Genomic DNA, 23,669 nt, shown 5'->3' with positions numbered 1-23,669 from the left:
TCAGACCGTCCCGAAGGGGAGCTCCAGCTCGGCCCAGACCACCTTGCCGTCGCGGGTGAGCCGGCTGCCCCAGCGCTGGGCGAGCTCGCTGACCAGGAACATGCCGCGGCCGCCCTCGTCCTGCTCGGCGAAGGGCCTCAGCTGGGGCGTCTGCCCGCCGGCGTCGGCGACCTCGACGGTGAGCACCCGGTCGCGGAAGAGCCGGAGCCGGCGCGGGGCGTCGGCGTGCAGCAGGGCGTTGGTGACCAGCTCGCTGACCAGCAGCTCGGCGTAGTCGGAGAGGGCGGACAGACCCCAGCCGTCGAGGGCGGCGCGGGTGAATCGGCGGGCCTTGCCGGGGAGCCGGCCGCCGCCGGTGAGCGGGAGGGTGGCGATCCGGTCGGCGGGCAGCGGCAGCACCCTGGCCATGATCATCGCGATGTCGTCCTCGGTCCCGTCGGTGACCAGCGCACCGAGGACGGCGTCGCAGCTCTCCTCCAGGGTGCGGCCGGGGCCGGAGAGGGTTTCGGCCAGCAGGTCGATGCCGTCGTCGAGGTCCTGGCCGCGCCGCTCGACCAGGCCGTCGGTGTAGAGGGCGACCATGCCTCCCTCGGGGAGGGTGAACTCGATCGACTCGAAGGCCACGCCGCCGACGCCGAGCGGCACGCCCGGGGGGACGTCGATCCTGCGGGCGGTACCGTCGGGGTCGACCCAGACGGGGGGCAGGTGCCCGGCCGACGCGACCTGTACGGTGCGCTCCAGCGGGTCGTAGACGGCGCAGATGCACGTGGCGAACTGGCCCTCGCCGATACCGGAGGCGGTCTCGTCCAGTCGGGTGAGCACCTGCTCGGGCGGCATGTCCAGGGTGGCGAGCGTGCGGGCGACGGTGCGCAGCTGGCCCATGGTGGCGGCGGCGCGGATGCCGTGGCCCATGACGTCGCCGACGACCAGGGCGACCCGGCCGCAGGAGAGCGGGACGACGTCGAACCAGTCGCCGCCGACCTCACTGACCACGCTGCTGGGCAGGTAGCGGTAGGCGATCTCCAGGCCGAGGGTGCGGTGGATCTCCTGCGGCAGCAGGCTGCGCTGCAGGGTGAGCGCGGTCTCGCGTTCGCGCCGGTAGAGCCGGGCGTTGTCGATGGCGAGCGCGGTGCGGGCGACCAGCTCCTCGGCGAGGGCGACGTCGGCGGCGGTGAACGGCTCGGGGTTGCGCATCCGGATGAACTCGGCTCCGCCGAGCACCATGCCGCGGGCGGTCATCGGCACCATCAGGTACGAGTGGATGCCGGCCTCTATGCCGGGCCCGACCCGCTCGGGGGTGGCGACCAGGCCCCGCAGCACCTCCGCGTCCACGTGGGCGCGCAGCAGCGGGCGACCGCTGCGCAGGCACTGGGTGTAGCTGCGGTCGGGCGCGTACTCGGAGACCTCGCCGACGGTGTCGACGGCGTGGACGAGGCCGGACTCGTAGGACTCGCCGACGGCGACGGCGCGCAACTGGACGGTGCGGTCGTCCGGGATGGGGGTGGGTTCGGCGCCGCGCAGGACGGGTTCGAGCAGGTCGACGGTGGCGAAGTCGGCGAACCGCGGGACGACGGCCTCGATCAGCTCCTCGGCGGTGCGCTGGAGGTCGAGGGTGGTGCCGATCCGGGCGGTGGCCTCGGCGATGGTGGCGAGACGTTCCTGCGCGCGGGAGGCGCGGGCCTCGGCCTGGAAGCGCTCGGTGACGTCGATGATGGAGGAGCAGACGCCGAAGACCCGGCCGGTGGAGTCCTCCAGCCGGAAGTAGGAGGCCGACCAGGCGCGGTCGCGCTTCGGGTCGCCGGGGACGCGGCCGTGCGAGCGGGCGTCGACCACGGGCCGGCCGGTGACCAGCACCTGTCTCATGGTCTGTTCTATCTCGGCGCTGTTGATGCCGGGCAGGACGGCGCTGATCCGCCGGCCGAGGTGCTCCTCGACGGAGACGCCGTTCATCCGGGCGAGCGCCTCGTTGAGCCGGACGTACCGCAGGTCGGTGTCGTAGACGGCCATGCCGATCGGGGACTGGCCGAAGATGCCGTCGAGGACGGCGAGGTCGGCCTCGACCCGGTGGAGGGCCTGGGTGTCGGAGGCGGTGGCGAGCAGCAGCAGGGTGCCGCCGGGGCCGGCTATCGGGTAGGTGCGGAACTCCAGCTCGACCAGGTGGCCGTCCCGGTGGCGGACCGGGAAGACGCCGGACCAGCCCTTGCCGCTCAGGATGCGCTCGAACAGGGCGAGCACCTCGGGGCGGTCGGACTCGTCGGTGAGCAGGCGGGCGGCGTACCTGCCGACGACCTCGTCGGCGGAGTAGCCGAGCAGGGCCTCGGCGTCCTCGCTCCAGTGCAGGATCAGACCGTCGTCCTGGAGCAGGGCGGTGGCGAGCGGGACGAGGCGATGGCCGTCCAGGCGTGCGTGGGCTCCGCCCGGTGCGGGTCCGGCGGCGTCGGTCGCGTCCCACTCGTGTCCGTGCATGATCAGGCAGCACCCCGGTTCGGCTCGTGCCCGGCCGGGCGGGGGCCTCGCGGTCCGCCGGCCGGGTTCTTCTCCAGACTGCACGGACATCGGCCGCCCGGCGACCCCTTTGGTCAGGAGGTGTTCCGGGCATCCGGGTGTACGGGCGTCATGGGCGTACCGGCCGCAGCGTACCCTCCAGAACGCTTGCCCACTGCCGGATCACCCCGGATCGTCTGGCGCTGTCGTCGGTGAGCAGGTTGGCCAGTCCGAGACCGCGTGCCATGTCGAGGGTGGCCTGGACGGTTTCGCGTACGCCGGGCACGGTTTCGTCGGCTCCGAGGAAGTCCACGGCGGCCCGGTGGGCCTCGCGGCCGACGTGGCCCTCCAGCGCGACGATGCGCTCGCGCAGCGGCTCCTCGGTGGCGGCGGCGACCCACAGGTGGAGGGCTGCGCGGAACAGCGGACCGGTGTAGAGGCGCACGATCATGCCGACGACGGCCTCGGTGCGGGCGGGGCCGTCGGGCGGCAGCTCGTCCGCGTGGGCGCGGACGGCTGCCAGCCGCTCGGCGGTGACGTGCTCGACGGCCGCGGTGAAGAGGTCCTCGCGGGTCGGGAAGTGGTGCTGGGCCGCGCCGCGGGAGACGCCGGCGCGCTCGGCGACGACGCTGACGGTGGAGCCGTTCCAGCCGACCTCGGCGAGGCAGTCGACGGCCGCCGCCAGCAGCCGTTGCCGGGTGGCGCGGCTGCGGTCCTGCTGCGGGGTGCGGGCGGCGGGGTGGCTGGTCATCGTCGGCGGCTGGTCCTGTTCGTACGGCGGCGCGGCGGGTCGATCCTCGCAGATCTCCGGGTACTGCCCGGTGGCAGGTGCGGTGGCGTGGTCCGCGGCAGGTCCGGCCGCCGCCCCGCGGGCCGGGGAGGTGTCAGCGGGCGGCCTCGCGGGCGCGCAGCTCGCGGCGGAGGATCTTGCCCGCGGGGGACTTCGGGACGGCGTCCAGGAACTCCACCGCGCGCACCTTCTTGTACGGCGCGACCTGCCCGGCCACGAAGGCGGCGACCTCCTCCTCGGTGAGCGTGCTGCCCGGGGCGCGCACCACGAAGGCCTTGGGGCGCTCGGTGCCCTCCGCGTCCGTCACGCCGATCACCGCCGCGTCGGCGATCCCGGGGTGGCTCAGCAGCAGCGCCTCCAGCTCCGCGGGGGCGACCTGGTACCCCTTGTACTTGATCAGCTCCTTCACCCGGTCGACGATGTACAGGTAGCCGCGTTCGTCGACGTACCCGACGTCGCCGGTGTGCAGCCAGCCGTCGGCGTCGACCGTGGCGGCCGTTTCGGAGGGGCGGCCGAAGTAGCCCCTCATCACCTGCGGGCCGCGGATCAGCAGCTCGCCCGGCTCGCCGGGGCCGAGGTCGGCGCGGGTGCCGCCGAGGGCGGTGACGCGCAGCTCGGTGGAGGGGACCATCCGGCCGACCGAGCCCGGCGAGGGGTCGGCCTCCGTCGGGGAGACGACGTGCGAGACGGGTGACAGCTCCGTCATGCCGTAGCCCTGGAGGACGCGCGGCAGGCCGAGCCGGCGGGCACAGGCGGCGGCCAGCTCGTTGTCCAGCGGGGCGGCCGCGCAGAGCAGGTACTCGACCGAGGAGAGGTCGAAGCGGTCGACGATCGGGTGCTTGGCGAGGGCGAGCGCGATCGGCGGGGCCACGATCAGGGCCTGGACGCGCTGCTCCTCGATGGTGCGGCAGAACTGCTCCAGGTCGAAGCGGGGCAGCACGACCACGGTGGCGCCGCACCGCAGCGGCTGGTTGAGCAGGGCGGCCAGGCCGTAGATGTGGAAGAAGGGCAGGACGGCGAGGATCCGCTCGCCCTCCTTCGGGCGGTAGAGGGCGTCGGTCTGGGCCAGGTTGGTGGCGATCGAGCGGTGGGTGAGCATCACGCCCTTGGGCAGCCCGGTGGTGCCGCTGGAGTAGGGCAGCACCGCGATGTCGTGGCCGGGGTCGATGACGACGTCGGGCGCCGGGCCGGTGGCGGCGAGGAGGTCGGCCAGCGAGCGGTGGCCCTCGGCGCCGTCCAGCACGATCAGCTCGACCGGCGGGCAGCCCTCGGCGGCGAGCTGGCCGGCGGCCTGGCGGGCGGTGGCGAGGAACGGCGAGACGGTGACCAGCCACCGGGCGCCGCTGTCGGCGAGCTGGCCGGCCAGCTCGCCGGGGGTGGCCAGCGAGGAGACGGTGGTGACGGTCGCGCCGGCCCGGGTGGCGCCGTAGAAGGCCATCGGGTAGCCGATCGTGTTGGGGCTGAACAACGCCACCACGTCGCCCTTGCGCACGCCCGCCTCGGCCAGTCCGGCGGCCACCCGCCGCACGGCCGCACCGAGCCGGGCGTGGCTGACCGTCTCACCCGTGACACCGTCCACCAGGGCCGGCCGGTCGCCGTAGCGCTCGGCCTCGCCGAGCACCGCGTCATGGATCGGCAGGTCGACGATCGCGACGTCCGGGAACTCACTGCGGAACACCAAGGCATGCCTCCGAATAGGTAGTTGACGCACGATCGGGTGCCCGGCGAAGGCGCTGGCGAGCGGCCCGCCGGGCGCGCGGGACAGGAGCATACGGACAGTCACGCGGTACTGCGCCAATGTGACGAACGATCGGGGGAGCGCGCGTGGCACGCTTGCCGCGCCCGGCGGGGAGACCGGACGGCGTGCGGATGACCGCCCGCCCCTGAGGGCGGCCCCGGCCAGGGAGCACCCCCACCGTGAGACGCACTGCCTTTCGGCCGTCCTCCCCCGCCGGCTGATGGCCGCCACCGCACCGGCTCCGGCCCCGCCCCGGCGACGGCGGGCGGGCCGCCGTCACCGGTGCCCGCCCGGCCCACGTACGCGCCGCTGCCCGTGTCGGCGCCCACCCGGATCAGGATTCGGTCGATCAAGGTCGACGCCCCGGTGGTCGGCCTCGGTCTGGACCCCGCCCAGCACCTCGCCAGCCCGCCGATGGCCCAGCCCAACCCGGCCGGTTGGTAGCGCGACGGCGTCACCCCCGGAGCGCAGGGCAACGCGATCACCGTCGGGCACGCCGACAACCGCACCGGGCCGGCCTTCTGCTACCGGCCGGGCCTGCTGCGCGCCGGCGGTCAGTAGGACTTGGGCAGGCCGAGGGTGTGCTGGGCCACGTAGTTGAGCACCATCTCCCGGCTGACCGGCGCCACCCGGCCGACCCGGGTGGCGGCGAGCAGGGTGGCCAGCCCGTACTCCTGGGTGAGCCCGTTGCCGCCGAGGGTCTGCACGGCCTGGTCGACGGTGCGGGCGGCGGCCTCGCCGGCCGCGTACTTGGCCATGTTGGCGGCCTCGCCGGCGGCGAGGTCGTCGCCCGCGTCGTAGAGCAGGCCTGCCTTCTGGGTCATCAGCCGGGCCAGTTCGATCTCCACCGCGCACTGGGCGAGCGGGTGGGCGAGGCCCTGGTGGGCACCGATCGGAGCCGACCAGACGGTGCGCTCCTTGGCGTAGCCGACGGCCTTGCCGAGGGCCTGGCGGGCGAGCCCGAGCGAGAAGGCGGCGGTCATGATCCGCTCGGGGTTGAGGCCCGCGAAGAGCTGGAGCAGCCCGGCGTTCTCGTCGCCGACCAGCGCCTCGGCGGGCAGCCGGACGTCGTCCAGGAAGACCTGGAACTGCTTCTCCGGGGCGACCAGCTCCATCGGGATCGGCCGGTACTCGAAGCCGGGGGTCTCCCGCGGGACGATGAAGAGAGCCGGCTTGAGCTTGCCGGTGCGCGCGTCGTCGGTGCGGGCGACGAACAGGACGGCGTCACAGTGGTCGATACCGGAGACGAACACCTTGCGGCCGGTGAGCAGCCAGTCGTCGCCGTCGCGGCGGGCGACGGTGGTGATGCGGTGGGAGTTGGAGCCGGCGTCGGGTTCGGTGATGCCGAAGGCCATCCTCCGGGTGCCGTCGGCCAGCCCGGGCAGCCACTGCCGCTTCTGCTCCTCGGTGCCGTAGCGGGCGATGACCGTGCCGCAGATCGCCGGCGAGACGATCAGCAGCAGCAACGGGCAGCCGGCCGTGCCGAGTTCCTCCAGGACGATGGCGAGGTCGGTGATGCCACCGCCCCCGCCGCCGTACTCGGCGGGCAGGTTGACGCCGAGGTAGCCGGCCTTGCCGGCGTCGGCCCAGAGTTCGTCGGCGGCCTCGCCGGCACGGGCCTTTCCGAGGTAGTACGCGGAGCCGTACCGGTGGCCGAGGCCGGCCACCGCGCTGCGCAGCGCCTGGCGTTCGGGGGTCTCGATCAGCGGGCTTCCGGGGGCGGTGGTGCGCGGTGCGGACATGCGGGGGTCCTTTCCGGGCGGGGGGTTCGGCGCGGGTCTCAGGGCTTGGGCTGCACGACGGCGAGCAGGGTGCCGAGTTCGACCTGCTGGCCCGGGGTGGCGCGGAGTTCGGCGAGGACCCCGTCGGCCGGGGCGGTGACGCGGTGCTCCATCTTCATCGCCTCCAGCCAGAGCAGCGGCTGGCCGGCGGTGACGGTGTCTCCGACCGACGCGGCCGTGCGGACGACGGTGCCGGGCATCGGGGCGAGCAGGGCGCCCGGGTCGGTGTGGGCGGCGGGGTCGGGGAAGCGGTCCAGGACGGTGAGCACGGTGGAGCCGCCGGGGGTGTCGACGTACACGCGGTCGCCGTGGCGGGCCACGTCGAAGGTGCGGCGGACTAGCCCGGTGCGCAGGGTGACCTGCTCCGCCGAGGAGGACACCAGGGCCGCGTCGGGGTGGCCGTCGGCCTGCAGGCCGTCGCGGGTGAGCCGGTAGCGGACCTCGAACTCGGCTCCGCCGGCGGCCCGGTAGCGCTTGACCTGCGGCTGGGAAGGCAGATTGCGCCACCCGGACGGCAGCGGGGTGCGACGGGCCGCCGCGTCGGCGAGGGCCGCGGCGAGGGCGGCGAGGGCCGTGTGTTCGCCGTCCGGGGCGGTGAGTTCGGCCGCGTGCTCGGCCAGGAAGGCGGTGTGCAGGCGTCCGGCCAGGAAGTCCGGGTGCCGCAGCGACCGGACCAGCAACTCCCGGTTGGTGGCAGGCCCGTGGACGCGGGCCCGGGCGAGCGCGTCCGCCAGCTGCCGGGCGGCGGCCGACCGGGTCGGCGCCCAGGCGATCACCTTCGCCAGCATCGCGTCGTAGTGCGCAGTGATCTCTCCACCATTGGCGACGCCGGAGTCGAGCCGCAGGCCCGTCTGCCCCCGGCTGCCGAACTCGCTGTGCGGCGAGGTGAGTTCGAGGCGATGGAGGGTGCCCGTCGCGGGCCGCCAGTCGTTGCCCGGGTCCTCGGCGTAGAGCCGGGCCTCGATCGCGCAGCCGACCGGCTCCGGTGCCCGCCCGGTCAGCTTCTCTCCCTCGGCGACGGCGAGTTGGAGGGCGACCAGGTCGAGTCCGGTGACGGCCTCGGTCACCGGGTGCTCGACCTGGAGGCGGGTGTTCATCTCCAGGAACCAGAACCGGCCGTCCTCCGCCAGCAGGAACTCCGCCGTCCCCGCGCCGGCGTACCCGATCGCCTTGGCGGCCGTGACCGCGGCGGCGTGCAGCTCCTCACGCAGCCGCGCGGAGAGGCCGGGCGCCGGCGCCTCCTCGATGACCTTCTGGTGCCGCCGTTGCAGCGAGCAGTCCCGGTCGCCGACCGCCCAGACGGTGCCGTGGGCGTCGGCGAGCAGCTGGACCTCGACGTGCCGGCCGGTGGGCAGGAAGCGTTCGCAGAACACCTCGTCGGAGCCGAAGTTCTTCGCCGCCTCGGCGCGGGCGGCGGCGAGCTGTCCGTCCAGCTCGTCCAGCCGGCGGACCACCCGCATGCCGCGCCCGCCGCCGCCGGCGGCGGCCTTGACCAGCAACGGCAGGTCGGCGACGACGGGGTCGGTGACGGCGTCCAGCACGGGGACGCCGGCGGCGGCCATCAGACGTTTGGCGGCGGTCTTGGAGCCCATCGCGGCGATGGCAGCCGGGGGCGGGCCGACCCAGGTGAGGCCGGCGTCCCGGACGGCCCGGGCGAACTCGGCGCTCTCGGAGAGGAAGCCGTAGCCCGGGTGCACGGCGTCCGCCCCGGCGGCCAGCGCGGCCCGGACGATCAGGTCGCCGCGCAGGTAGGTGTCGGCGGGCGCCGCGCCGGGAAGGCGGACGGCGGCGTCGGCCTCCCGCACGTGCGGGGCGTCGGCGTCCGGGTCGGAGTGGACGGCGGTGGTGGCGATGCCCAGGCTCCGGCAGGTGCGGAAGACCCGGCGGGCGATCTCGCCGCGGTTGGCGGCCAGCAGGTTGGTGATCAGCATGGGGAACCCCTCACATCCGGAAGACGCCGTAGCCGCGCGCGCCCTCGACCGGCGCGTTGTGGATCGCGGAGAGGCAGAGGCCGAGCACCGTCCGGGTGTCGCGCGGGTCGATCACCCCGTCGTCGTAGAGCCGGCCGGAGAGGAAGACCGGCAGCGACTCCGCCTCGATCTGCTGCTCGACCATCGCCCTGATCGCGGCGTCCGCGTCCTCGTCGTAGGGCTGCCCCTTGGCCGCGGCTGACTGCCGGGCCACGATCGAGAGCACGCCGGCCAGTTGCTGCGGGCCCATCACCGCCGACTTGGCGCTCGGCCAGGCGAAGAGGAACCGCGGCTCGTACGCCCGCCCGCACATGCCGTAGTGGCCGGCCCCGTAGGAGGCGCCCATCAGGACGGAGATGTGCGGCACCCGGGAGTTGGCGACGGCGTTGATCATCATCGCGCCGTGTTTGATGATGCCGCCCTGCTCGTAGTCCTTGCCGACCATGTAGCCGGTGGTGTTGTGCAGGAACAGCAGCGGGGTGTCCCGCTGGTTGGCCAACTGGATGAACTGGGCGGCCTTCTGGGACTCCTGGCTGAACAGCACGCCCTGCGCGTTGGCGAGGATGCCGACCGGGTACCCGTGCAGGCTCGCCCAGCCGGTGGCGAGGCTGGAGCCGTAGAGCGGCTTGAACTCGTCGAAGTCCGAGCCGTCGACGATCCGGGCGATCACCTCGCGCGGGTCGAACGGCACCTTGAGGTCGCCGGGGACGATGCCGAGCAGCTCCTCCTCCTCGTACCTCGGCGGCGCGGCATCCGCGTCCGGACCGGGGCCCGGCTTGCGGTGGTTGAGCCGGGCGACGATCCGGCGGGCCAGGCGCAGCGCGTCCGGCTCGTCCACGGCGAAGTGGTCGGCCAGGCCGGAGGTGCGGGCGTGCATCCCGGCGCCGCCGAGCGACTCGTCGTCGGACTCCTCACCGGTGGCCATCTTCACCAGCGGCGGCCCGCCCAGAAAGACCTTGGCCCGCTCCTTCACCATCACGGTGTGGTCGGACATCCCCGGGACGTACGCGCCGCCGGCCGTGGAGTTGCCGAACACGACCGCCACGGTGGGGATCCCCGCCGCGGAGAGCCGGGTGAGGTCGCGGAAGAGGGCGCCGCCGGGGATGAAGATCTCCTTCTGGCTGGGCAGGTCGGCGCCGCCGGATTCGACCAGGTTGACCAGCGGGAGGCGGTTGGTGAGGGCGATCTCGTTGGCGCGCAGGGCCTTGCGCAGCGTCCACGGGTTGCTGGCGCCGCCGCGTACGGTGGGGTCGTTGGCGGTGATCACGCACTCGACGCCCTCGATCACGCCGATCCCGGTGACCAGCGCCGCACCGACCGGGTAGTCACTGCCCCAGGCGGCGAGCGGGGAGAGTTCGAGGAACGGCGAGTCCTGATCGATCAGCAGCTCGATCCGCTCGCGCGGCAGCAGCTTGCCGCGGCCGCGGTGCCGTTCGACGTACTTGGGACCGCCGCCGGCCAGTGCCTTGGCGTGTTCCCCTGCGAGGTTCTCCAGCTTCGCGAGCATCGCGGCCCGGTGCTCGGCGTGGTCGGCGCCGGCCGGGTCGAGGCGGGTGGGCAGGACGGTCACAGCAGCGCCTCCGGGATGTCGAGGTGGCGGGAGCGCAGCCACTCCCCCAGTGCCTTGGCCTGTGGGTCGAACCGGTGCTGGGCGGCGACGCCCTCGCCGAGCAGGCCGGTGAGGGTGAAGTTGACGGCGCGGAGGCTGGGGAGCAGATGCCGGGCGATGGGCAACCCGGCTGCCTCGGGGAGGAGTTGCCGGAGACGCTCGGTGGTGAGGGTGTGCGCGAGCCAGCGCCAGCCGGCGTCGTCGCGGGCCCAGACGCCGAGGTTGGCGTCCCCGCCCTTGTCACCGCTGCGGGCGCCGGCCACCAGGCCGAGCGGGGCACGGCGGGTCGGGCCTGCGGGGAGCGGGTCGGGGAGGTCCGGCTCGGGCGGCTCGCCGTCCGGGACCTTGCCCGCCGGCACCGGCGGGACGGCGATCCGGCGGCCGTCAGGCAGCACGGCGGTGTGCCCGATCGCCGCGGCGTCGATGTGGGCGGCGGTGAACACCCCGTACGGCGCGCCCGGCCCGGGCGGGGCGGTGAGGTGGAATCCCGGGTAGCCGGCCAGGCCCAACTCGACCGCGGCCCTGCCGAGTTCGCGGCCGACCTTGGCCGGGTCACGGTCCCGGGCGGTGAGCCGCAGCAGCGCCGAGGCGGTCTCCTCGGTGGCGGCGTCGGGGTGGTCGGTCCGGGCCAGCGTCCAGCGCAGCTCGGCGGGGCGGTCCTGCGGCGGCAGGGCGTCCTCCAACTGCCGCCGCACCAGGGCTGCCTTGGCCTCGATGTCGAGCCCGGTGAGGACGAAGACCACCTCGTTGCGGTGGCCGCCGAGCCGGTTCAGCCCGACCTTGAGGGTCGGCGGCGGCGCCTCCCCGCGCGCCCCGTCGATCCGGACCCGGTCGGGCCCCTCCTGGGTGAGCCGGACGGTGTCCAGGCGGGCGGTCACGTCCGGGCCCAGGTAGCGCGCCCCGCCGGTCTCGTAGAGGAGTTGGGCCGTGACGGTGCCCGTGGTGACGGCCCCTCCGGTGCCCGGGTGCTTGGTGATGACGCTGGAGCCGTCGGCGTGCAGCTCGGCGACCGGGAAGCCGGGCCGGGTGACGTCGTGCTCGTCGAAGAACGCGTAGTTGCCGCCGGTCGCCTGCGCACCGCACTCCAGGACGTGCCCGGCCACGACGGCTCCGGCCAGCGCGTCCAACTCGTGGGAACCCCAGCCGAAGTGGGCGATCGCCGGGCCCGCGACCAGCGCCGCGTCGGTCACCCGGCCGGTGACCACGATGTCCGCCCCGCCCCCGAGGCACTCGGCGATCCCGAATGCGCCCAGGTAGGCGTTGGCCGCCAACAGTCCCTCGGGCAGGCCGAGTTCGGCCCTGCGCGGCAGCAGATCGTCGCCCTCGACGTGCGCGACGGCGGGCGCCAGACCCTGCCGCTTCGCCAACTCCCCGATCGCCTCGGCGAGTCGGGCCGGGTTGAGCCCGCCCGCGTTGACGACGATCCGCACCCCGCGCTCCAGCGCCAGACCGAGGCACTCCTCCATCTGCCGGAGGAAGGTCTTCGCATAGCCGAGGGCGGGATCCCTGAGCCGGTCCCTGGCCAGGATCAGCATGGTGAGCTCGGCCAGGTAGTCCCCGGTCAGCACATCCAGCGGCCCGCCCATCAGCATCTCCCGGACCGCCGAGAAGCGGTCCCCGTAGAAGCCCGACGCATTCCCGACCCGCAACACCGCACGCGACCCCACAGGCACGCCTCCCCTACCGGTGGCCACAACCTTGCCGTCGCGCAGCAGCGTGGCACCGGGGCAAAGAAAAAGCAATCATGCCTGCTTGTTTCTGCGCGATTGACCACCCCGTTCCCGTCGGCGCTGACGACGGGCTTGGGGCGCGACCGGGTGGTCTGCACGCAGAAAGTGCCTTCTGCCGGTACGCCTGGGGCCTTGGACAAGCCTCGTCGTTGCAGCTCAGAAGGCATTTTCGGTTTTCCGATCATGATCCGGACGCGACCCCGGGTGAAACGCGCAGCTCAGTCGCCGAGGATCCGCTCCCACACCAGCCCGTCCCGCCAGCTCCCATCGAGAAATATCGAGGAGTGCGCGACGCCGTACGGGTTGAACCCGTTGCGGCGCAGCACCCGCTGCGACGGCAGATTCTCCAGATTGGTGGACGCCTCGGCGCGGTGCAATCCGAGTTCGTCCGTCATCACCCGGAGTACAAGCCCGACGGCGCGCCCGGCGTGCCCTTGATTCTGGGCGACGCTGGCGATCCAGTATCCGACGGAGCCGCGGCGCAGGTGCAGCTGCGGCAGGATGCCTCCGACGGTGACCTGCCCGATCACCTGGTCATCGGCCAGCACCACGCCCGGCCAGACCGCGCCGGCCCGGTATCCGGCCAGAAGCCTGTCGATCCGCTCCGCCTGGCCCTCAGGGGTGAAGAAGGCAGCCGGCTGGGCCGGTTCCCACGGCCGAAAAGCCTCGAAGTCCCGCACCCGATGCGCGGCGATGGGGGCTGCGTCAGTGGGCTCGATCAGGCGGATCCTGGTGGTGCTGTGCATGCGCTGGTCCTCGTCGCGGTGCGTCGGATGAGACGGCCAGCCTAGGCAACGGTCCTCGCGCCGCCGGGCCCTACGCCTGCCCGAGGCACGCAGAAAGTGCCTTCCGCTCGGATCGACAGAACCCCTCGACAAAGTTCATCGTCCTAGCCCAGAAGGCACTTTCGCACTTCCCCCTGCTTCCGGCCTCATCTCAACCGAAAGGGCGGGGCTAGGCTTCGCCCATGCGGAGCCGGCACCCGTCGACGGGTTTCACTGACAACCAGCTTTCGGTCATCGACGAACTGAGCGCCTTGCCGTTCCCCGAGCAGGAGGTCCGACCGGGGAAGGACCTCAGGTGGGGTGGACCTGGATATCACGTGGCCGTACTCCGGGAGAGCCAGGACTTCTGGGAGGACCGCAGTGAGGAGTTGGTCGAGGCGTCCGAGCAGGAGTTGGAAGCCGATCTCGCCGCACTGGCTGTCGTGCTGACCAGCCGATGGGGCGGTCCGGCAACAGTCGACCTGTGGCCGTATCTCGGATTCGACAACCCGGACCCCGAGTTCACGACTCCCGAGCCGCTGTGCTTCCTGAGCAATGTCGCTGTCAGGATGCAGGTGTGGCAGCTGCCGTCCTCCGGCCGTTGGCTCGCGCTGGCCGTCGGGCAGGCCGACCGAGAGCTGCCGTTCCAACTGCTCGCCGCTGTCGGTGCGGCGTCATCGCTGCCGCATTGAACCGTGACACGGCCACCAACCGCCACTCATGGCCGTTGAGGGAGAGGACTCCGGCCGGACGGCGGAGGGGCGCTCACGAGGCATCCCCCTGTCCGAGGTTCAGCATCTCCGCAACCACCACGGGTGGGACGGATCGCCGTAGGAGTCCACGATCGTGCGGGAACAGTAGAGCTCATCAAGAGGATGCACCCGTCGCCGGAGCTCCCCCGACGCGCCTGGCGGAAGCCCGCACAGAGCCTGCTCCAGCAGCTCTCGTGGGTGAGCCTCAGAGGGGCAGCACGCCTCGACTCCGCAGCCGCGGGGCTGCACGTCTGTCAGGCTGCGGGCCGGCCCGTGAACCGTGGCGGCCCACCGCGTCACCGCGTCGGCGATGGCCCCTGGCCACAGATGTGAGTCCTCGAACCCGGCGATCTCGCTCTGTGTGCGCGCCGAGACCCCGGAAACGGTCGTCCTGCCATGCTCCGGGCGGAGCCTGCGCGACGGCTTGGCGCGCACCTGCCCCGGCGGTCTACGCGCCATGGGCCTTTCGCCGGTTCGTCATGGCCGACATCCTCCCAGAGGGAGGCCGCATCGATCAATGCGGCCCCGTCCATCCGGCCTGTCGTCGCTCTGACGGTCGGACGCCCGGCCTTTCTTGATCCCCCGTCGAGCGGGTGCAAGCCACGCATCGCCGCGGGCCGAGGACCATCCGTGGACTCCCGCCGTCGGTGAATCGGTGTGGCACACCGGGAGCTGGGCGCGTGTGCGCCGAGCTGGGCGCGTGTGCGCGAAGCACGGCCCGAACTCCTTGTTCGGGCGGCCGAGTCCGGATCCGTGCTGCACACCACCGCCGAGCCCGATGTGTTCGTCGCGGAGATCGACACCGTCTTCGACGGGGACGGCGGCCGCGCGGCGCCCGGCCGGCGGCCCGGTGCGCCGGCGCCTCCACGGCCGGTGGCGGCGTCAGCGCAGCGGCAGGGCCATCTCCAGCAGGCGGCTGCTCGGGTCCAGCTCGTAGGGCTCGTCGAGGCCGGTGAGCTCGAAGCCGCGGCGGCGGTAGAAGGCCGTCGCCCTGGGGTTCTGCTCGTGCACCCGCAGCAGGAGGCGCTCCGCCCCGGCCTCGGTCCGGGCCCAGGCGAGGACGGCGTCCAACAGGGCGTCCGTCACGCCGAGTCGGCGGCCCCGGTATGCCGGGTCGGTCCAGACGCCCACCAGCAGCGCCGCCTCCGGCTCGGGGGTGAAGGAGATCATCGTGCCGACCCACCGGCCGTCCGGGGCCACCGCCGCGAACCCCACGCTCCCGTCCGCGCTGACCCGGGCCACCCGTGAACGCCACTCCTCCTCGTCGTGGCCGAGCGCCGTCTCGTGCGTCTCCATGAACGCCATCGGCGCGTCCAGCAACTGTGCGAGCCGCACCTCGCGCATCCGCTCCCAGTCCCCGGGGCCGATGCGCTCCACGCGGTAGTCCATGTGCGCCTTCCCTCCGTTGTACGTGCTCACGTGATCACCGAGACCGCAGCAGCATAGGGCGGTGCGGCCGGCCCCGGCCGTCTGGGGCCGACACCGTGGCCTCCGACGGGTCTCGGCCGAGCGAGCCGTCAGGAACGGTTCGTCGAGCGGGGCTGGACCGACGGAATCCGCTGGGTGAAGAACAGCGCGACGAGCCCGATGAGAGCCAGCACGGCCAGCGCGGCGCGAAGGCCGTCGAGCCTCGCGGCGGCGTTCGCGTCGAGCGCGGCCCGGCTCACCTCCGGGCTCACGCCGGCGGTGTCGAGGGCGGACTGCAGCTGGGCGTCCGACAGGAAGGGGACACCACTCTCCAGCTCCACGACCGCCTGGGCGCCGACCTCGGCCGGCACGGCCGGGTTCTGTTCGACGGCGGTCAGGAAGGAGGACGTGAGCGCGGCGATCAGGATCGATCCGGCCAGCGCGGTGCCGATGGAGGAGCCGAGGTTCATCACGGCGTTCTGGACACCGCCGACCTCCGCACTCCGTTCGTCCGGTACGGCGGACACGGTGACCGCTCCCAGCTGGGACGCCAGCGCTCCCATCCCGAGCCCGATGAGCAGCAGCGGGATGGTGACGATCTCCGCTCCCGCGTCCGCGTCGAGCGCGGCCAGCAGCACCACCGCGCCGACGAGCAGCGAGAGGACACCGAGCCGGACCACCCGCCGCGGCGAGACGTCCGGAAGAAAGCGCGGGATCAGGATCGCCGCGGCCAGCAGTGTCAGCGACAGCGGCAGGATGCGCGCGCCGGTCTGGAGCGCGGAGAGACCGAGGGCGACCGACAGGTAGAGCGGCACGACGAAGAACACGCCCATCTGGACGAGGTACTGGAAGAAGAACATCGTCAGACCGCCGGTGAGCTGCCGGTTCCGCAGCATCGCCGGGTCCACCAGCGGTTCCCTGCCCCGCTCGACGAGGTGGGCCTCCCAGCGCAGGAAGAGCCAGATCAGGAGCAGACCGGAGAGCATCAGCCAGACGACCAGGGAGATCCCCAGCCAGGCCGGGGCGTCGGGCTTCGGCCGGAACCAGCCCCACTCGTCCGAACGGAGCACGCCGTAGACGAAGAGCCCCAGCCCGAAGGCGGAGAGCACCGCGCCGACGAGGTCGATGCGCGGCTGCTCGCCATGCGGCGCGTCCGCGATGCGGCGGGCGAGGACCAGGATCCCGAGGACGATCGCGACCTCGCCGGCGAAGACCCAGCGCCAGGAGAAGTACGTCGTGGCCACACCGCCGATGAGCGGTCCGACCGCGATCGCCACCGCTCCTGCCGCCGTGACGAGTCCGTAGGCGGCGGGCCGCCGTTCCACGGCGAAGTTGCCGGCGACCAGCGCCACGATCGCAGGCATGATGAGCGCCGCCCCGACCCCTTCGAGGAACGACCAGCCGAGCAGGAGCACGGGCAGGCTCGGGGCGAGTGCGGTCGTCAGGGATCCGCATCCGTAGACGACACAGCCGATCAGGAACGCCCGCTTGTGGCCGATGAGCGCGCCGACCTTGCCTCCGGGGATCATGAGCATCGCCATCACGAGCGTGTAGGCCGTGATCGCCCCCTGGATCCCGGTCACGGTCGTGTCGACGTCCTCGGCGACGGTCGCGATGGAGACGTTCATCACCGAGCTGTCGAGGGTCATCAGAAACTGACCGGCCGCGAGCGTGAGCAGGACGAGTCCTGCTCTGGCCGTCGGCCCGGGAGTGCCTGTGCTGAGTGCCATAGCCGCCATCGTCCCGGCGGCCCCGGCAGCCCCGGCCGACGGATCTCCGACCCGCCACGGATGTCAGCCGGTTGGCGGCGCTCGGCGGCCCGGCTCCCCCGCGGCCGCCGGGCCCACCGCCGGGCAGGTGGCGGCGCGCGGGCGCCGCAGGCCCGGCGACAGGGCGCGGGGTGCATACGGGGCGGTTTGTTCTTAAGGTCGGTATGCGGGGTTGCCGGAGCACACCCCGCATACCGAACCCCAACGATGCGGTCCGGACACCGATCCCGTGTCCCCCGTCCCCCGAGCCCCGGCGCCCCACCCCGGCCGGACGGACAGCAGACGCGGCTCACCCCGGCACACGCGCCGCCGTTGCCGTCGGTGTCGTCGGCGCGGAATCCGCAGCGCCCGCGGCCTCCCGCCACAGCCCCCGTGACGGGCCTGACCAGACGAATCGAGTCGCCCCATGTCCTCACCGGCACCCGCGACGGGCGTCGACGCCAGCCGTTCCCCCGGCGTGGCGGGCGGCCCGGACGACGGCTCCGCGACCGCATGAGCGGCCGGCCCGGGGCTCCGCACCAAGCGGGTCGGTCCGGCCCGGGCACACCCCCGGGCGTCCGCCTCCGGGCCCGGCTCGCGGTGGCCTGCGCCCTGGGCGCGGTGGCGGCGCTGGTGGCCGCGAGCGGACCCGGCGGCCTGTTCATCCTGGTCGTCGGCGTGGTCGGCTCGGCGCTCACGGCGGCCGGCTCCTGGTGGGTGGTGTCCCATCACGGGGTGGTACGGACCGCCGGGGCGGTACTCGTGGTCGCCTCGCCCATGGCCGTCGTGGCGCTCTACGCCCGGGCGGACCTGTGGCCCGCCGCGATGGTCGCGGTGGCGCTGGCGGGAGTGGCCGTGCTGTGCGCACGGTCCGCGATGCGCCGGCTGCGACGGCCCGACGGTATGCGTGGGGTCACGGCAGAGCTCCCCCGGCATCCGGTCCTGATCATGAACCCGAAGTCCGGCGGCGGCAAGGTCGGCCGTTTCGGGCTGGTCGAGAAGGCCGAGGCGCTCGGCGCCCGGGTCGTGCTGCTGGACACCTCGGTCCCGACGGACGTCGCCGCGCTGGCCCGCCGCGCGGTGGCCGAGGGTGCGGACCTGCTCGGGGTGGCGGGCGGCGACGGCACCCAGGCCGCGGTGGCCGAGGTGGCGGCCGCGCACGACCTGCCGTTCCTGGTGATCTCGGCGGGCACCCGGAACCACTTCGCCATGGATCTCGGCCTGGACCGGGAGGACCCAGCGCGCTGCCTCGACGCGCTCACCGACGGCGAGGAACTACGGGTCGACCTCGGTGTGGTGGGCGGCCGCGCCTTCGTCAACACGGCCTCGTTCGGGGTCTACGCGCAGATCGTCCAGCGCCCCGAGTACCGCGACGCCAAGGCGGGTTCCGCACTGGGCGCGCTGCCCGACCTCCTGCTCGGGTACTCCGGCCACCGCCTCGACGCCCGCGCGGACGACACACGGTTGGAGGCCCAGCAGGCGCTGCTGGTCAGCAACAACCCCTACGCCGGCTCCGAGGCCGTCGCCGCGGGCGGCCGCCGGCCCCGGCTGGACCTCGGAGTGCTGGGCGTGGTCGGGATCCGGGTGACCAGCGCGGCCCAGGCGGCCGAGCTCGCCCTCCGCGGCGCCAGGGCGACGGGCCTCCAGGTACTGGCCTGCCGTCACATCACCGTCGGATCGGACACGGACCGCATCCCGGTGGCCGTCGACGGCGAGGCCCTCGTCCTGCCCGCACCCGTCAGCTGCGAGATCCGTCCGCAGGCCCTGCGCGTCCTGGTGCCGAGGCACCGGCCCGGCACCCCGGCGGCCGGTCCTCCCACGGACTGGCGTGCGATCGTCGCCCTGGCCTTCACCCGGCCGCGGCCCGGACCCGCGTCGGGCGACCGAGCCGGCTGACCACGGTTGCGCGGGCAGGGGCAGTGGGCAGCGGACGGCGGGCAGGGGCAGTGGGCGGCGGACGGCGGGCAGCGGACGGGCCCCGGGCCGCCGTGGAAGGGGACGAACGGCCACCCCACCACCCGGCGGCCCGACGTGCAGGGAGCGCCGGGGACACGCAGGCTGGAAGGACCTGGGGCCCCACGCGGGTCGAGGGCCGGACGGCCACCACCACCCGTGGCCGTCGAAGCCCGGGGCGGAGCGCCGCCGCCGTGCCCCTGCTGATCCCACCGGATTGGAGAGATCCGTGAAGGACCTCAAGTTCGAGCAAAAAGGTTCACTGTCCCGCCTTGAGGCCGCCGATCTGCTCGCCTCACTCGCGGCCGCGCTGCGGCACGAAGGCAACGCCGAGCTGGAACTCGGTCCCGGAAGGATGACCCTGCGGATCCCCGACGAACTCCGCAGCGAGGTCGAGGTCGAGGTCGGCGACGACGAGATCGAGCTGGAGATCGAACTCAAGTGGTCGACCGCGCCGAACGGGGCGAAACCGTCGCAGTGACCGTGCGACCGGGCCTGCCACTGGAAGCGACTGGCGGCTGACCCGAACGACGACGGCTTGCCCCGAAGGCACGACGGCTGCCCCGAGCGCACGGGGCCCGCCGTCGCCGGGTCGCCGGGTAGCGGTGGGCGCCGGGGCGGGCCGCCCCGCGCCGGCGGGGAGGGGAGTGCGCTCGTCAGGGAATGGGCTGAGACCTCAATCGAAAACCCCTGGCCGGGCGAGGCGAGGAACGTTAAGCTCCCCGCCATGACGACCTGTTCTGCTCGCAGATTGGGGGTCCCGTCCGCGCAAGGTGAGTGCTGATGCTCACTCGAAGCGCCGAAGGGAACCCCCGGCTTTCGTTCTGGCTGCGCGTGCGTGAGTACGCCGTGCCGCCCTCCATGATCGAGAAGGCCACCGACCGGCGTCGCGCCGGGGACTGGGCCGGGGCATGCACCGCCGCCGGCGTCGACGCCGATCTCGACCCACGATCCGTGGCGCGCACCCACGGACATCACCTCATGGCCCAAGTCCGGGCCGATCTACGCCACTTGGCCCCTGACCTGTTGCGCTGGCACCTGCCCAGGGTCGCTCCCGACGGACTGTTGCGCCCCGGGCTGACCGTCGCCCTGGCCCGGTACGAGACCGGGGAGCGGGACGGCGCGGGCCCGGTGCACCTGGTCGCACGGACTCCGCCCGCCTGGGCGGACGCCGGACAGCGGATCAGCCTCGCGCTGTGGGACGGCTCCTACGGCGGGGTCGGCGACCGCCGCCACCCCCACCCCCACCCCGACCGGCGGTTCCGGCTCGACCTGCACCGGCATCTGTGGGACGCGCGCAGGGCCGGGGAGCTGCGGGTCCGCTCCGGGGCCGACCGGCCGCCCGCCGAGAACCCGCCCGCGAGCCTGACCGCGTGGCCGCCCGGGACCGGCCCGGGGACGCTGCCGCCGGGGCACCGCTGTGCCGTCGACCGGTGGGCGGCCGAGGCGGGACTGCTGCTCCGCTCCGAGGGCCGGACCGCCGGAGCCGTCACGGTACGGCTCGGGGGCCGGCACCGGCTGCTCCTGACCCTGGGCGCGGACGGGAACGGGCTCGAACTCTCGTCGGCGCCAGCCGACCGCGGCACCGCCGCACTCCCCGTCCTGCCCGACGCGGCGACCTGGGCACTACCCGACCTGGAGCTGCTCCGCGCCGGGCTGATCGAACCCGGCCGACTGCACCCGCTGGTCGGCCCGGCACTGGTGCCGGGGCACCTCCCGGCCGGCCCGCCCCGGAGCACGGACCCTCCGGACCCGCCAGGGCAGCCGGGGCAGCCGGGGCAGCCACGCATCGTGGAGTGCCGGGGCGCCCGGCACCGGATCGGCCTGGTCGACGGGGTGTTGTCCCCGCTGGACCACGACCCGGCCGAGATCCGCCGGGAGGAGCTGCTGGTCGCCCTGACCGGCACCCCGCTCCCCTGCCTCCGGGCCATCGACGAGGCACACCGCCGGCCGGACTGCCTCACCGGCGTCCGCGAACGCCTGGACCACGGCGACACCGCCGGCGCGCTGGCCGTCGTCGAGGGCCTTCTCGGCCCCGACGCACTGCTGCGCAGCGGCCCGCTGCAGGGCGAGTTGGAGGCGGCCGCCCGACGGCGGATCGCCTACGGGCTGTTCCGGGCGGGCCTCGCCGACGGCCGGCCCCAGCCGCCTCGCCGCCGGCCCCCCGGCCACCGCGCACGCCCCCGCCTCGCGGCCGACAACTGACTCCGGGGCCGGCACCACGCGACCCACAGCCGACCCGGGGCCGTGCCCCGGACCCGAAACGTCCTCCCACACGAACCCACAGGTGATCGATCATGCCCACGCACGCCCTCACGGCCCCGGCCGCCCGCCCCTCCCGGCTCGACGTGGCCGGCCGACTGCTGACCCTGCTACGCGAGACCACCACCGAGCCGCGCCCCGACACCCAGCTGGAGGCGCTGACCCTGGCCGTGGCCGCCGACCTGCCGGTACTCCTCTGGGGCGAGCCGGGCATCGGCAAGACGGCGGCCCTCACACAGCTCGCCGACGCGCTCGACCTTCCGCTGACCACGGTGATCGCCAGCGTGCACGAGCCGTCCGACTTCTCGGGGCTGCCCATCGTCGGGGACGACCCCGCGGAGCAGGGCGTCCCGATGGCCCCGCCGGACTGGGCGGTCCGGCTGGTCCGGGCCGGCCGGGGGCTGCTGTTCCTGGACGAGCTGTCCACGGCGCCGCCGGCCGTTCAGGCGGCCCTCCTCCGCCTGGTGCTGGAACGCCGGATCGGCGCGCTCCGGCTGCCGCCCGAGGTCCGGATCGTGGCCGCCGCCAACCCGCGCTCCTCGGCGGCCGACGGCTGGGAGCTGAGCCCGCCGCTGGCCAACCGGTTCGTCCATCTCCAGTGGACCCACGACCACGAGGTCGTCGTCCGCGGCCTCGGCGGTACCTGGCCCCGGGCCACCCTGCCCCGGCTCGCCCCCGAGCGCCTGCCGGAGGCCGTGGCCTTCGCCCGCCGTGCGGTGTGCGGGCTCCTGGCCGCCCGCCCCGCCCTCGTGCACCGGCTGCCCAGCGGCGAGACCCGCCGGGGCGGCCCGTGGCCGTCGCCGCGCAGCTGGGAGATGGCACTGTGCCTGATCGCCTTCGCGACCGCGGCCGGCTCCTCCCGGGAGGTCCTCTCCGAGTTGATCCGGGGCACCGTGGGGGACGGTCCGGGGCTGGAGCTGCTGGCGAGCCTGGACCGGATGGACCTGCCCGACCCCGAGCTGCTTCTCGCCGACCCGGCGGGGGCCACCCTGCCCGAGCGGGGGGATCTGCGTCAGGCCGTGCTCGACGGTGTGGTGGCGGCGGTCCGGGCGCGCCCGGAGAAGTCCCGCTGGGACGCGGCCTGGGCGCTCCTGGTCCGGGCGCTGGAGACCGGGGCCCCGGACCTGGTGGTCGTCCCGGCGACCACGCTCGCCTCGCTGCGCCAGGAGGACTGGGACGTTCCGGCAGCGATCGAGCGGCTCGCCGGCGCAGTGACGCTGTCCCGGCGCGCGGACCAGGCGGCAGCCCGGGTCGCGGCGAAGGCCGGCCGATGAGCCGGGACGCACGGGCGGCCCTGAACACTCCGGAGGCCCCGGAGGCCCCGGAGGCCCCGGACACACCGGATGACGCCCCGGACGCCGAACACACCCCGGACACCCCGCACACCCCGGACGCCCCGGCGGGGCTGGACCTCGACAAGCTGTTCGCCGCCCGGCTGCACGCCGCCCGGGCCAGGCCCTACCTGGCGACGGCGCTGTTCGCCCTGCACACCGTGGAGTCGCGGCTGGTGCCGACGATGGCCGTGGACCGGCACTGGCGGTGCTACGTCTCACCGGCGTTCGTCGCCCGGACGCCGGTGGAGGAGCTGGCCGGTGTCTGGGTGCACGAGGTGTCGCACCTGCTCCGTGACCACCACGGGCGCAGCGACCGGGTCGCGCGGGAGCGCGGGCTGACCGGCCCGGGGGAACGGCTACGGATGAACATCGCCGCGGACTGCGAGATCAACGACGATGTGTTCGGCGACGGGCTGGCCCTGCCCGAGGGGGCCGTCCAGCCGGGCTCGCTGGGGCTCACCGAGGGGGAGCTGATGGAGGACTACCTCCGCCAGTTCCGGCTGGGGCCGTACACGGAAGGCCTGGCCTGGCTGGACTGCGGCAGCGGCGCCGACGGGCTGGACCGGGCGTGGGACCAGGGACCGGACGGCGCGCACGGCCTCAGCACACAGGAGCGGGACGCCGTCCGGTTCCGGGTGGCGCAGGGCATCACCGGTCGCCCGGGGAGCGCGTCGGAGGGCTGGCAGCGGTGGGCGGACGAGGCCTTCCACCCGCCGCAGCCGTGGCGGGAGCTGCTGGGGGCGGCGGTCCGCTCGGCGGCCTCCGGGCCCGGCGCGGGCGAGGACTACAGCTACGGCCGGCCGTCCCGGCGCTCGGCCGGGGTGCCCGGCGCCGTACTGCCGAGCCTGCGGCGCAGACCGCCCCGGGTCTCGGTGATCATCGACACCTCCGGTTCGGTCAGTGACACCGAACTGGGCAGCGCGCTGCTGGAGGTCGCCGCGATCTCCCGTGCCGTGGGCGGCCGCCGCGACCTGGTCACCGTGCTGCCGTGCGACGCGTCGGCCCGGATCGTGCACCCGCTCTGCCGCGCCGAGGGGATCCCGCTGATCGGTGGCGGCGGCACGGATCTGCGCACCGGCTTCGCCAGGGCGCTGCGGTCCCGGCCCCGACCGGACGTCGTCGTGGTCCTGACCGACGGCCAGACGCCCTGGCCGAGCAGCCGGCCCTCCTGCCGGACGGTGGTGGGCCTGTTCCCCCGGCCGCGGGCGGCCCGGTCGTGGAAGGAGCACGATCCCGACTACGTACCGGACGCGCCGCCCGCGTGGGCACGGGTGGTCGACATCGGGTAGCCGCCCCCGGGCCCCGCTATGGAGGTCCGCCGGTCGGCAACGCCCCGCCGGTCGCGGA

General features: G+C 74.1%; 17 protein-coding genes. 7 read left to right on the top strand and 10 right to left on the bottom strand.

What is annotated here, in order from left to right:
- The 3 genes from OG286_RS35170 to OG286_RS35160 form a co-directional block, all read right to left on the bottom strand.
- Complete coding sequence (locus OG286_RS35170; protein ID WP_396323650.1) at positions 1–2,466, bottom strand: SpoIIE family protein phosphatase; 2,466 nt, start codon at positions 2,464–2,466, stop codon at positions 1–3.
- Between the two features lie 148 nt (positions 2,467–2,614).
- Positions 2,615–3,235: a TetR/AcrR family transcriptional regulator gene (locus OG286_RS35165; RefSeq protein ID WP_396323651.1), complete on the bottom strand. Its 621-nt coding sequence runs from the start codon at positions 3,233–3,235 to the stop codon at positions 2,615–2,617.
- Between the two features lie 133 nt (positions 3,236–3,368).
- Positions 3,369–4,955 (bottom strand): 4-coumarate--CoA ligase family protein, encoded by a 1,587-nt coding sequence (locus OG286_RS35160; protein ID WP_396323652.1) that lies wholly within the window; start codon positions 4,953–4,955, stop codon positions 3,369–3,371.
- Between the two features lie 339 nt (positions 4,956–5,294).
- On the opposite strand from OG286_RS35160, the gene OG286_RS35155 reads away from it, so the two are divergent.
- Positions 5,295–5,456: a hypothetical protein gene (locus tag OG286_RS35155; RefSeq protein WP_396323653.1), complete on the top strand. Its 162-nt coding sequence runs from the start codon at positions 5,295–5,297 to the stop codon at positions 5,454–5,456.
- A 110-nt stretch (positions 5,457–5,566) separates the two neighbouring features.
- Here OG286_RS35155 and OG286_RS35150 read toward each other — a convergent pair whose 3' ends face one another.
- The 5 genes from OG286_RS35150 to OG286_RS35130 all read right to left on the bottom strand — a co-directional run bounded on the left by OG286_RS35150 (position 5,567) and on the right by OG286_RS35130 (position 12,848).
- On the bottom strand, positions 5,567–6,754 hold the full coding sequence (locus OG286_RS35150) for an acyl-CoA dehydrogenase family protein (RefSeq protein ID WP_396323654.1): 1,188 nt from the start codon (positions 6,752–6,754) through the stop codon (positions 5,567–5,569).
- A 38-nt stretch (positions 6,755–6,792) separates the two neighbouring features.
- Positions 6,793–8,724, bottom strand: a complete 1,932-nt coding sequence (locus tag OG286_RS35145; RefSeq protein WP_405358778.1) for an acetyl/propionyl/methylcrotonyl-CoA carboxylase subunit alpha — start codon at positions 8,722–8,724, stop codon at positions 6,793–6,795.
- A 10-nt stretch (positions 8,725–8,734) separates the two neighbouring features.
- The gene (locus OG286_RS35140) at positions 8,735–10,333 is read right to left on the bottom strand and encodes an acyl-CoA carboxylase subunit beta (protein ID WP_396323656.1); all 1,599 of its coding nucleotides are present in this window, start codon (positions 10,331–10,333) and stop codon (positions 8,735–8,737) included.
- Positions 10,330–12,024, bottom strand: coding sequence for an acyclic terpene utilization AtuA family protein (locus OG286_RS35135; protein ID WP_396323717.1), 1,695 nt, complete (start codon positions 12,022–12,024; stop codon positions 10,330–10,332). The genes OG286_RS35140 and OG286_RS35135 overlap by 4 nt, the downstream gene beginning before the upstream one ends.
- 296 nt (positions 12,025–12,320) lie before the next feature.
- Positions 12,321–12,848: a GNAT family N-acetyltransferase gene (locus OG286_RS35130; protein WP_396323657.1), complete on the bottom strand. Its 528-nt coding sequence runs from the start codon at positions 12,846–12,848 to the stop codon at positions 12,321–12,323.
- 221 nt (positions 12,849–13,069) lie between these two features.
- On the opposite strand from OG286_RS35130, the gene OG286_RS35125 reads away from it, so the two are divergent.
- Positions 13,070–13,558, top strand: a complete 489-nt coding sequence (locus OG286_RS35125; protein ID WP_396323658.1) for a hypothetical protein — start codon at positions 13,070–13,072, stop codon at positions 13,556–13,558.
- Between the two features lie 942 nt (positions 13,559–14,500).
- Here the strand turns inward: OG286_RS35125 and OG286_RS35120 are convergent.
- Together OG286_RS35120 and OG286_RS35115 are read right to left on the bottom strand one after the other, a co-directional pair.
- Complete coding sequence (locus OG286_RS35120; RefSeq protein WP_405358779.1) at positions 14,501–15,007, bottom strand: GNAT family N-acetyltransferase; 507 nt, start codon at positions 15,005–15,007, stop codon at positions 14,501–14,503.
- 128 nt (positions 15,008–15,135) lie between these two features.
- Positions 15,136–16,755 (bottom strand): MFS transporter, encoded by a 1,620-nt coding sequence (locus OG286_RS35115; protein WP_396323660.1) that lies wholly within the window; start codon positions 16,753–16,755, stop codon positions 15,136–15,138.
- A gap of 618 nt (positions 16,756–17,373) precedes the next feature.
- On the opposite strand from OG286_RS35115, the gene OG286_RS35110 reads away from it, so the two are divergent.
- From OG286_RS35110 to OG286_RS35090, 5 genes are all read left to right on the top strand, one after another.
- On the top strand, positions 17,374–18,669 hold the full coding sequence (locus tag OG286_RS35110; RefSeq protein ID WP_405366004.1) for a diacylglycerol/lipid kinase family protein: 1,296 nt from the start codon (positions 17,374–17,376) through the stop codon (positions 18,667–18,669).
- Positions 18,670–18,955: 286 nt separating this feature from the next.
- Positions 18,956–19,207, top strand: coding sequence for an amphi-Trp domain-containing protein (locus OG286_RS35105; RefSeq protein WP_396323662.1), 252 nt, complete (start codon positions 18,956–18,958; stop codon positions 19,205–19,207).
- A gap of 302 nt (positions 19,208–19,509) precedes the next feature.
- Positions 19,510–20,931, top strand: coding sequence for a hypothetical protein (locus OG286_RS35100; protein ID WP_405358781.1), 1,422 nt, complete (start codon positions 19,510–19,512; stop codon positions 20,929–20,931).
- A gap of 92 nt (positions 20,932–21,023) precedes the next feature.
- Positions 21,024–22,262, top strand: a complete 1,239-nt coding sequence (locus OG286_RS35095) for an AAA family ATPase (RefSeq protein ID WP_396323664.1) — start codon at positions 21,024–21,026, stop codon at positions 22,260–22,262.
- A complete protein-coding gene (locus tag OG286_RS35090) occupies positions 22,259–23,611 on the top strand; it encodes a DUF2201 family putative metallopeptidase (RefSeq protein ID WP_405358782.1) in 1,353 nt (450 codons plus the stop codon). The genes OG286_RS35095 and OG286_RS35090 overlap by 4 nt, the downstream gene beginning before the upstream one ends.
- Positions 23,612–23,669 lie beyond the last annotated feature (58 nt).

The sequence above is a fragment of the Kitasatospora sp. NBC_00039 genome, from assembly GCF_045160625.1.
GTDB lineage: Bacteria > Actinomycetota > Actinomycetes > Streptomycetales > Streptomycetaceae > Kitasatospora.
This window is presented reverse-complemented; position numbering and strand designations above follow the sequence as displayed.

What these genes read in the sequence shown, in the direction of transcription:
- OG286_RS35100 (WP_405358781.1), top strand. Translation starts at nt 19,510, where the DNA reads ATGCTCACTCGAAGCGCCGAAGGGAACCCCCGGCTTTCGTTCTGGCTG.
- OG286_RS35130 (WP_396323657.1), bottom strand. Translation starts at nt 12,848, where the DNA reads ATGCACAGCACCACCAGGATCCGCCTGATCGAGCCCACTGACGCAGCC.
- OG286_RS35115 (WP_396323660.1), bottom strand. Translation starts at nt 16,755, where the DNA reads ATGGCACTCAGCACAGGCACTCCCGGGCCGACGGCCAGAGCAGGACTC.
- OG286_RS35145 (WP_405358778.1), bottom strand. Translation starts at nt 8,724, where the DNA reads ATGCTGATCACCAACCTGCTGGCCGCCAACCGCGGCGAGATCGCCCGC.
- OG286_RS35095 (WP_396323664.1), top strand. Translation starts at nt 21,024, where the DNA reads ATGCCCACGCACGCCCTCACGGCCCCGGCCGCCCGCCCCTCCCGGCTC.
- OG286_RS35120 (WP_405358779.1), bottom strand. Translation starts at nt 15,007, where the DNA reads ATGGACTACCGCGTGGAGCGCATCGGCCCCGGGGACTGGGAGCGGATG.
- OG286_RS35125 (WP_396323658.1), top strand. Translation starts at nt 13,070, where the DNA reads ATGCGGAGCCGGCACCCGTCGACGGGTTTCACTGACAACCAGCTTTCG.
- OG286_RS35170 (WP_396323650.1), bottom strand. Translation starts at nt 2,466, where the DNA reads ATGCACGGACACGAGTGGGACGCGACCGACGCCGCCGGACCCGCACCG.
- OG286_RS35090 (WP_405358782.1), top strand. Translation starts at nt 22,259, where the DNA reads ATGAGCCGGGACGCACGGGCGGCCCTGAACACTCCGGAGGCCCCGGAG.
- OG286_RS35150 (WP_396323654.1), bottom strand. Translation starts at nt 6,754, where the DNA reads ATGTCCGCACCGCGCACCACCGCCCCCGGAAGCCCGCTGATCGAGACC.
- OG286_RS35165 (WP_396323651.1), bottom strand. Translation starts at nt 3,235, where the DNA reads ATGACCAGCCACCCCGCCGCCCGCACCCCGCAGCAGGACCGCAGCCGC.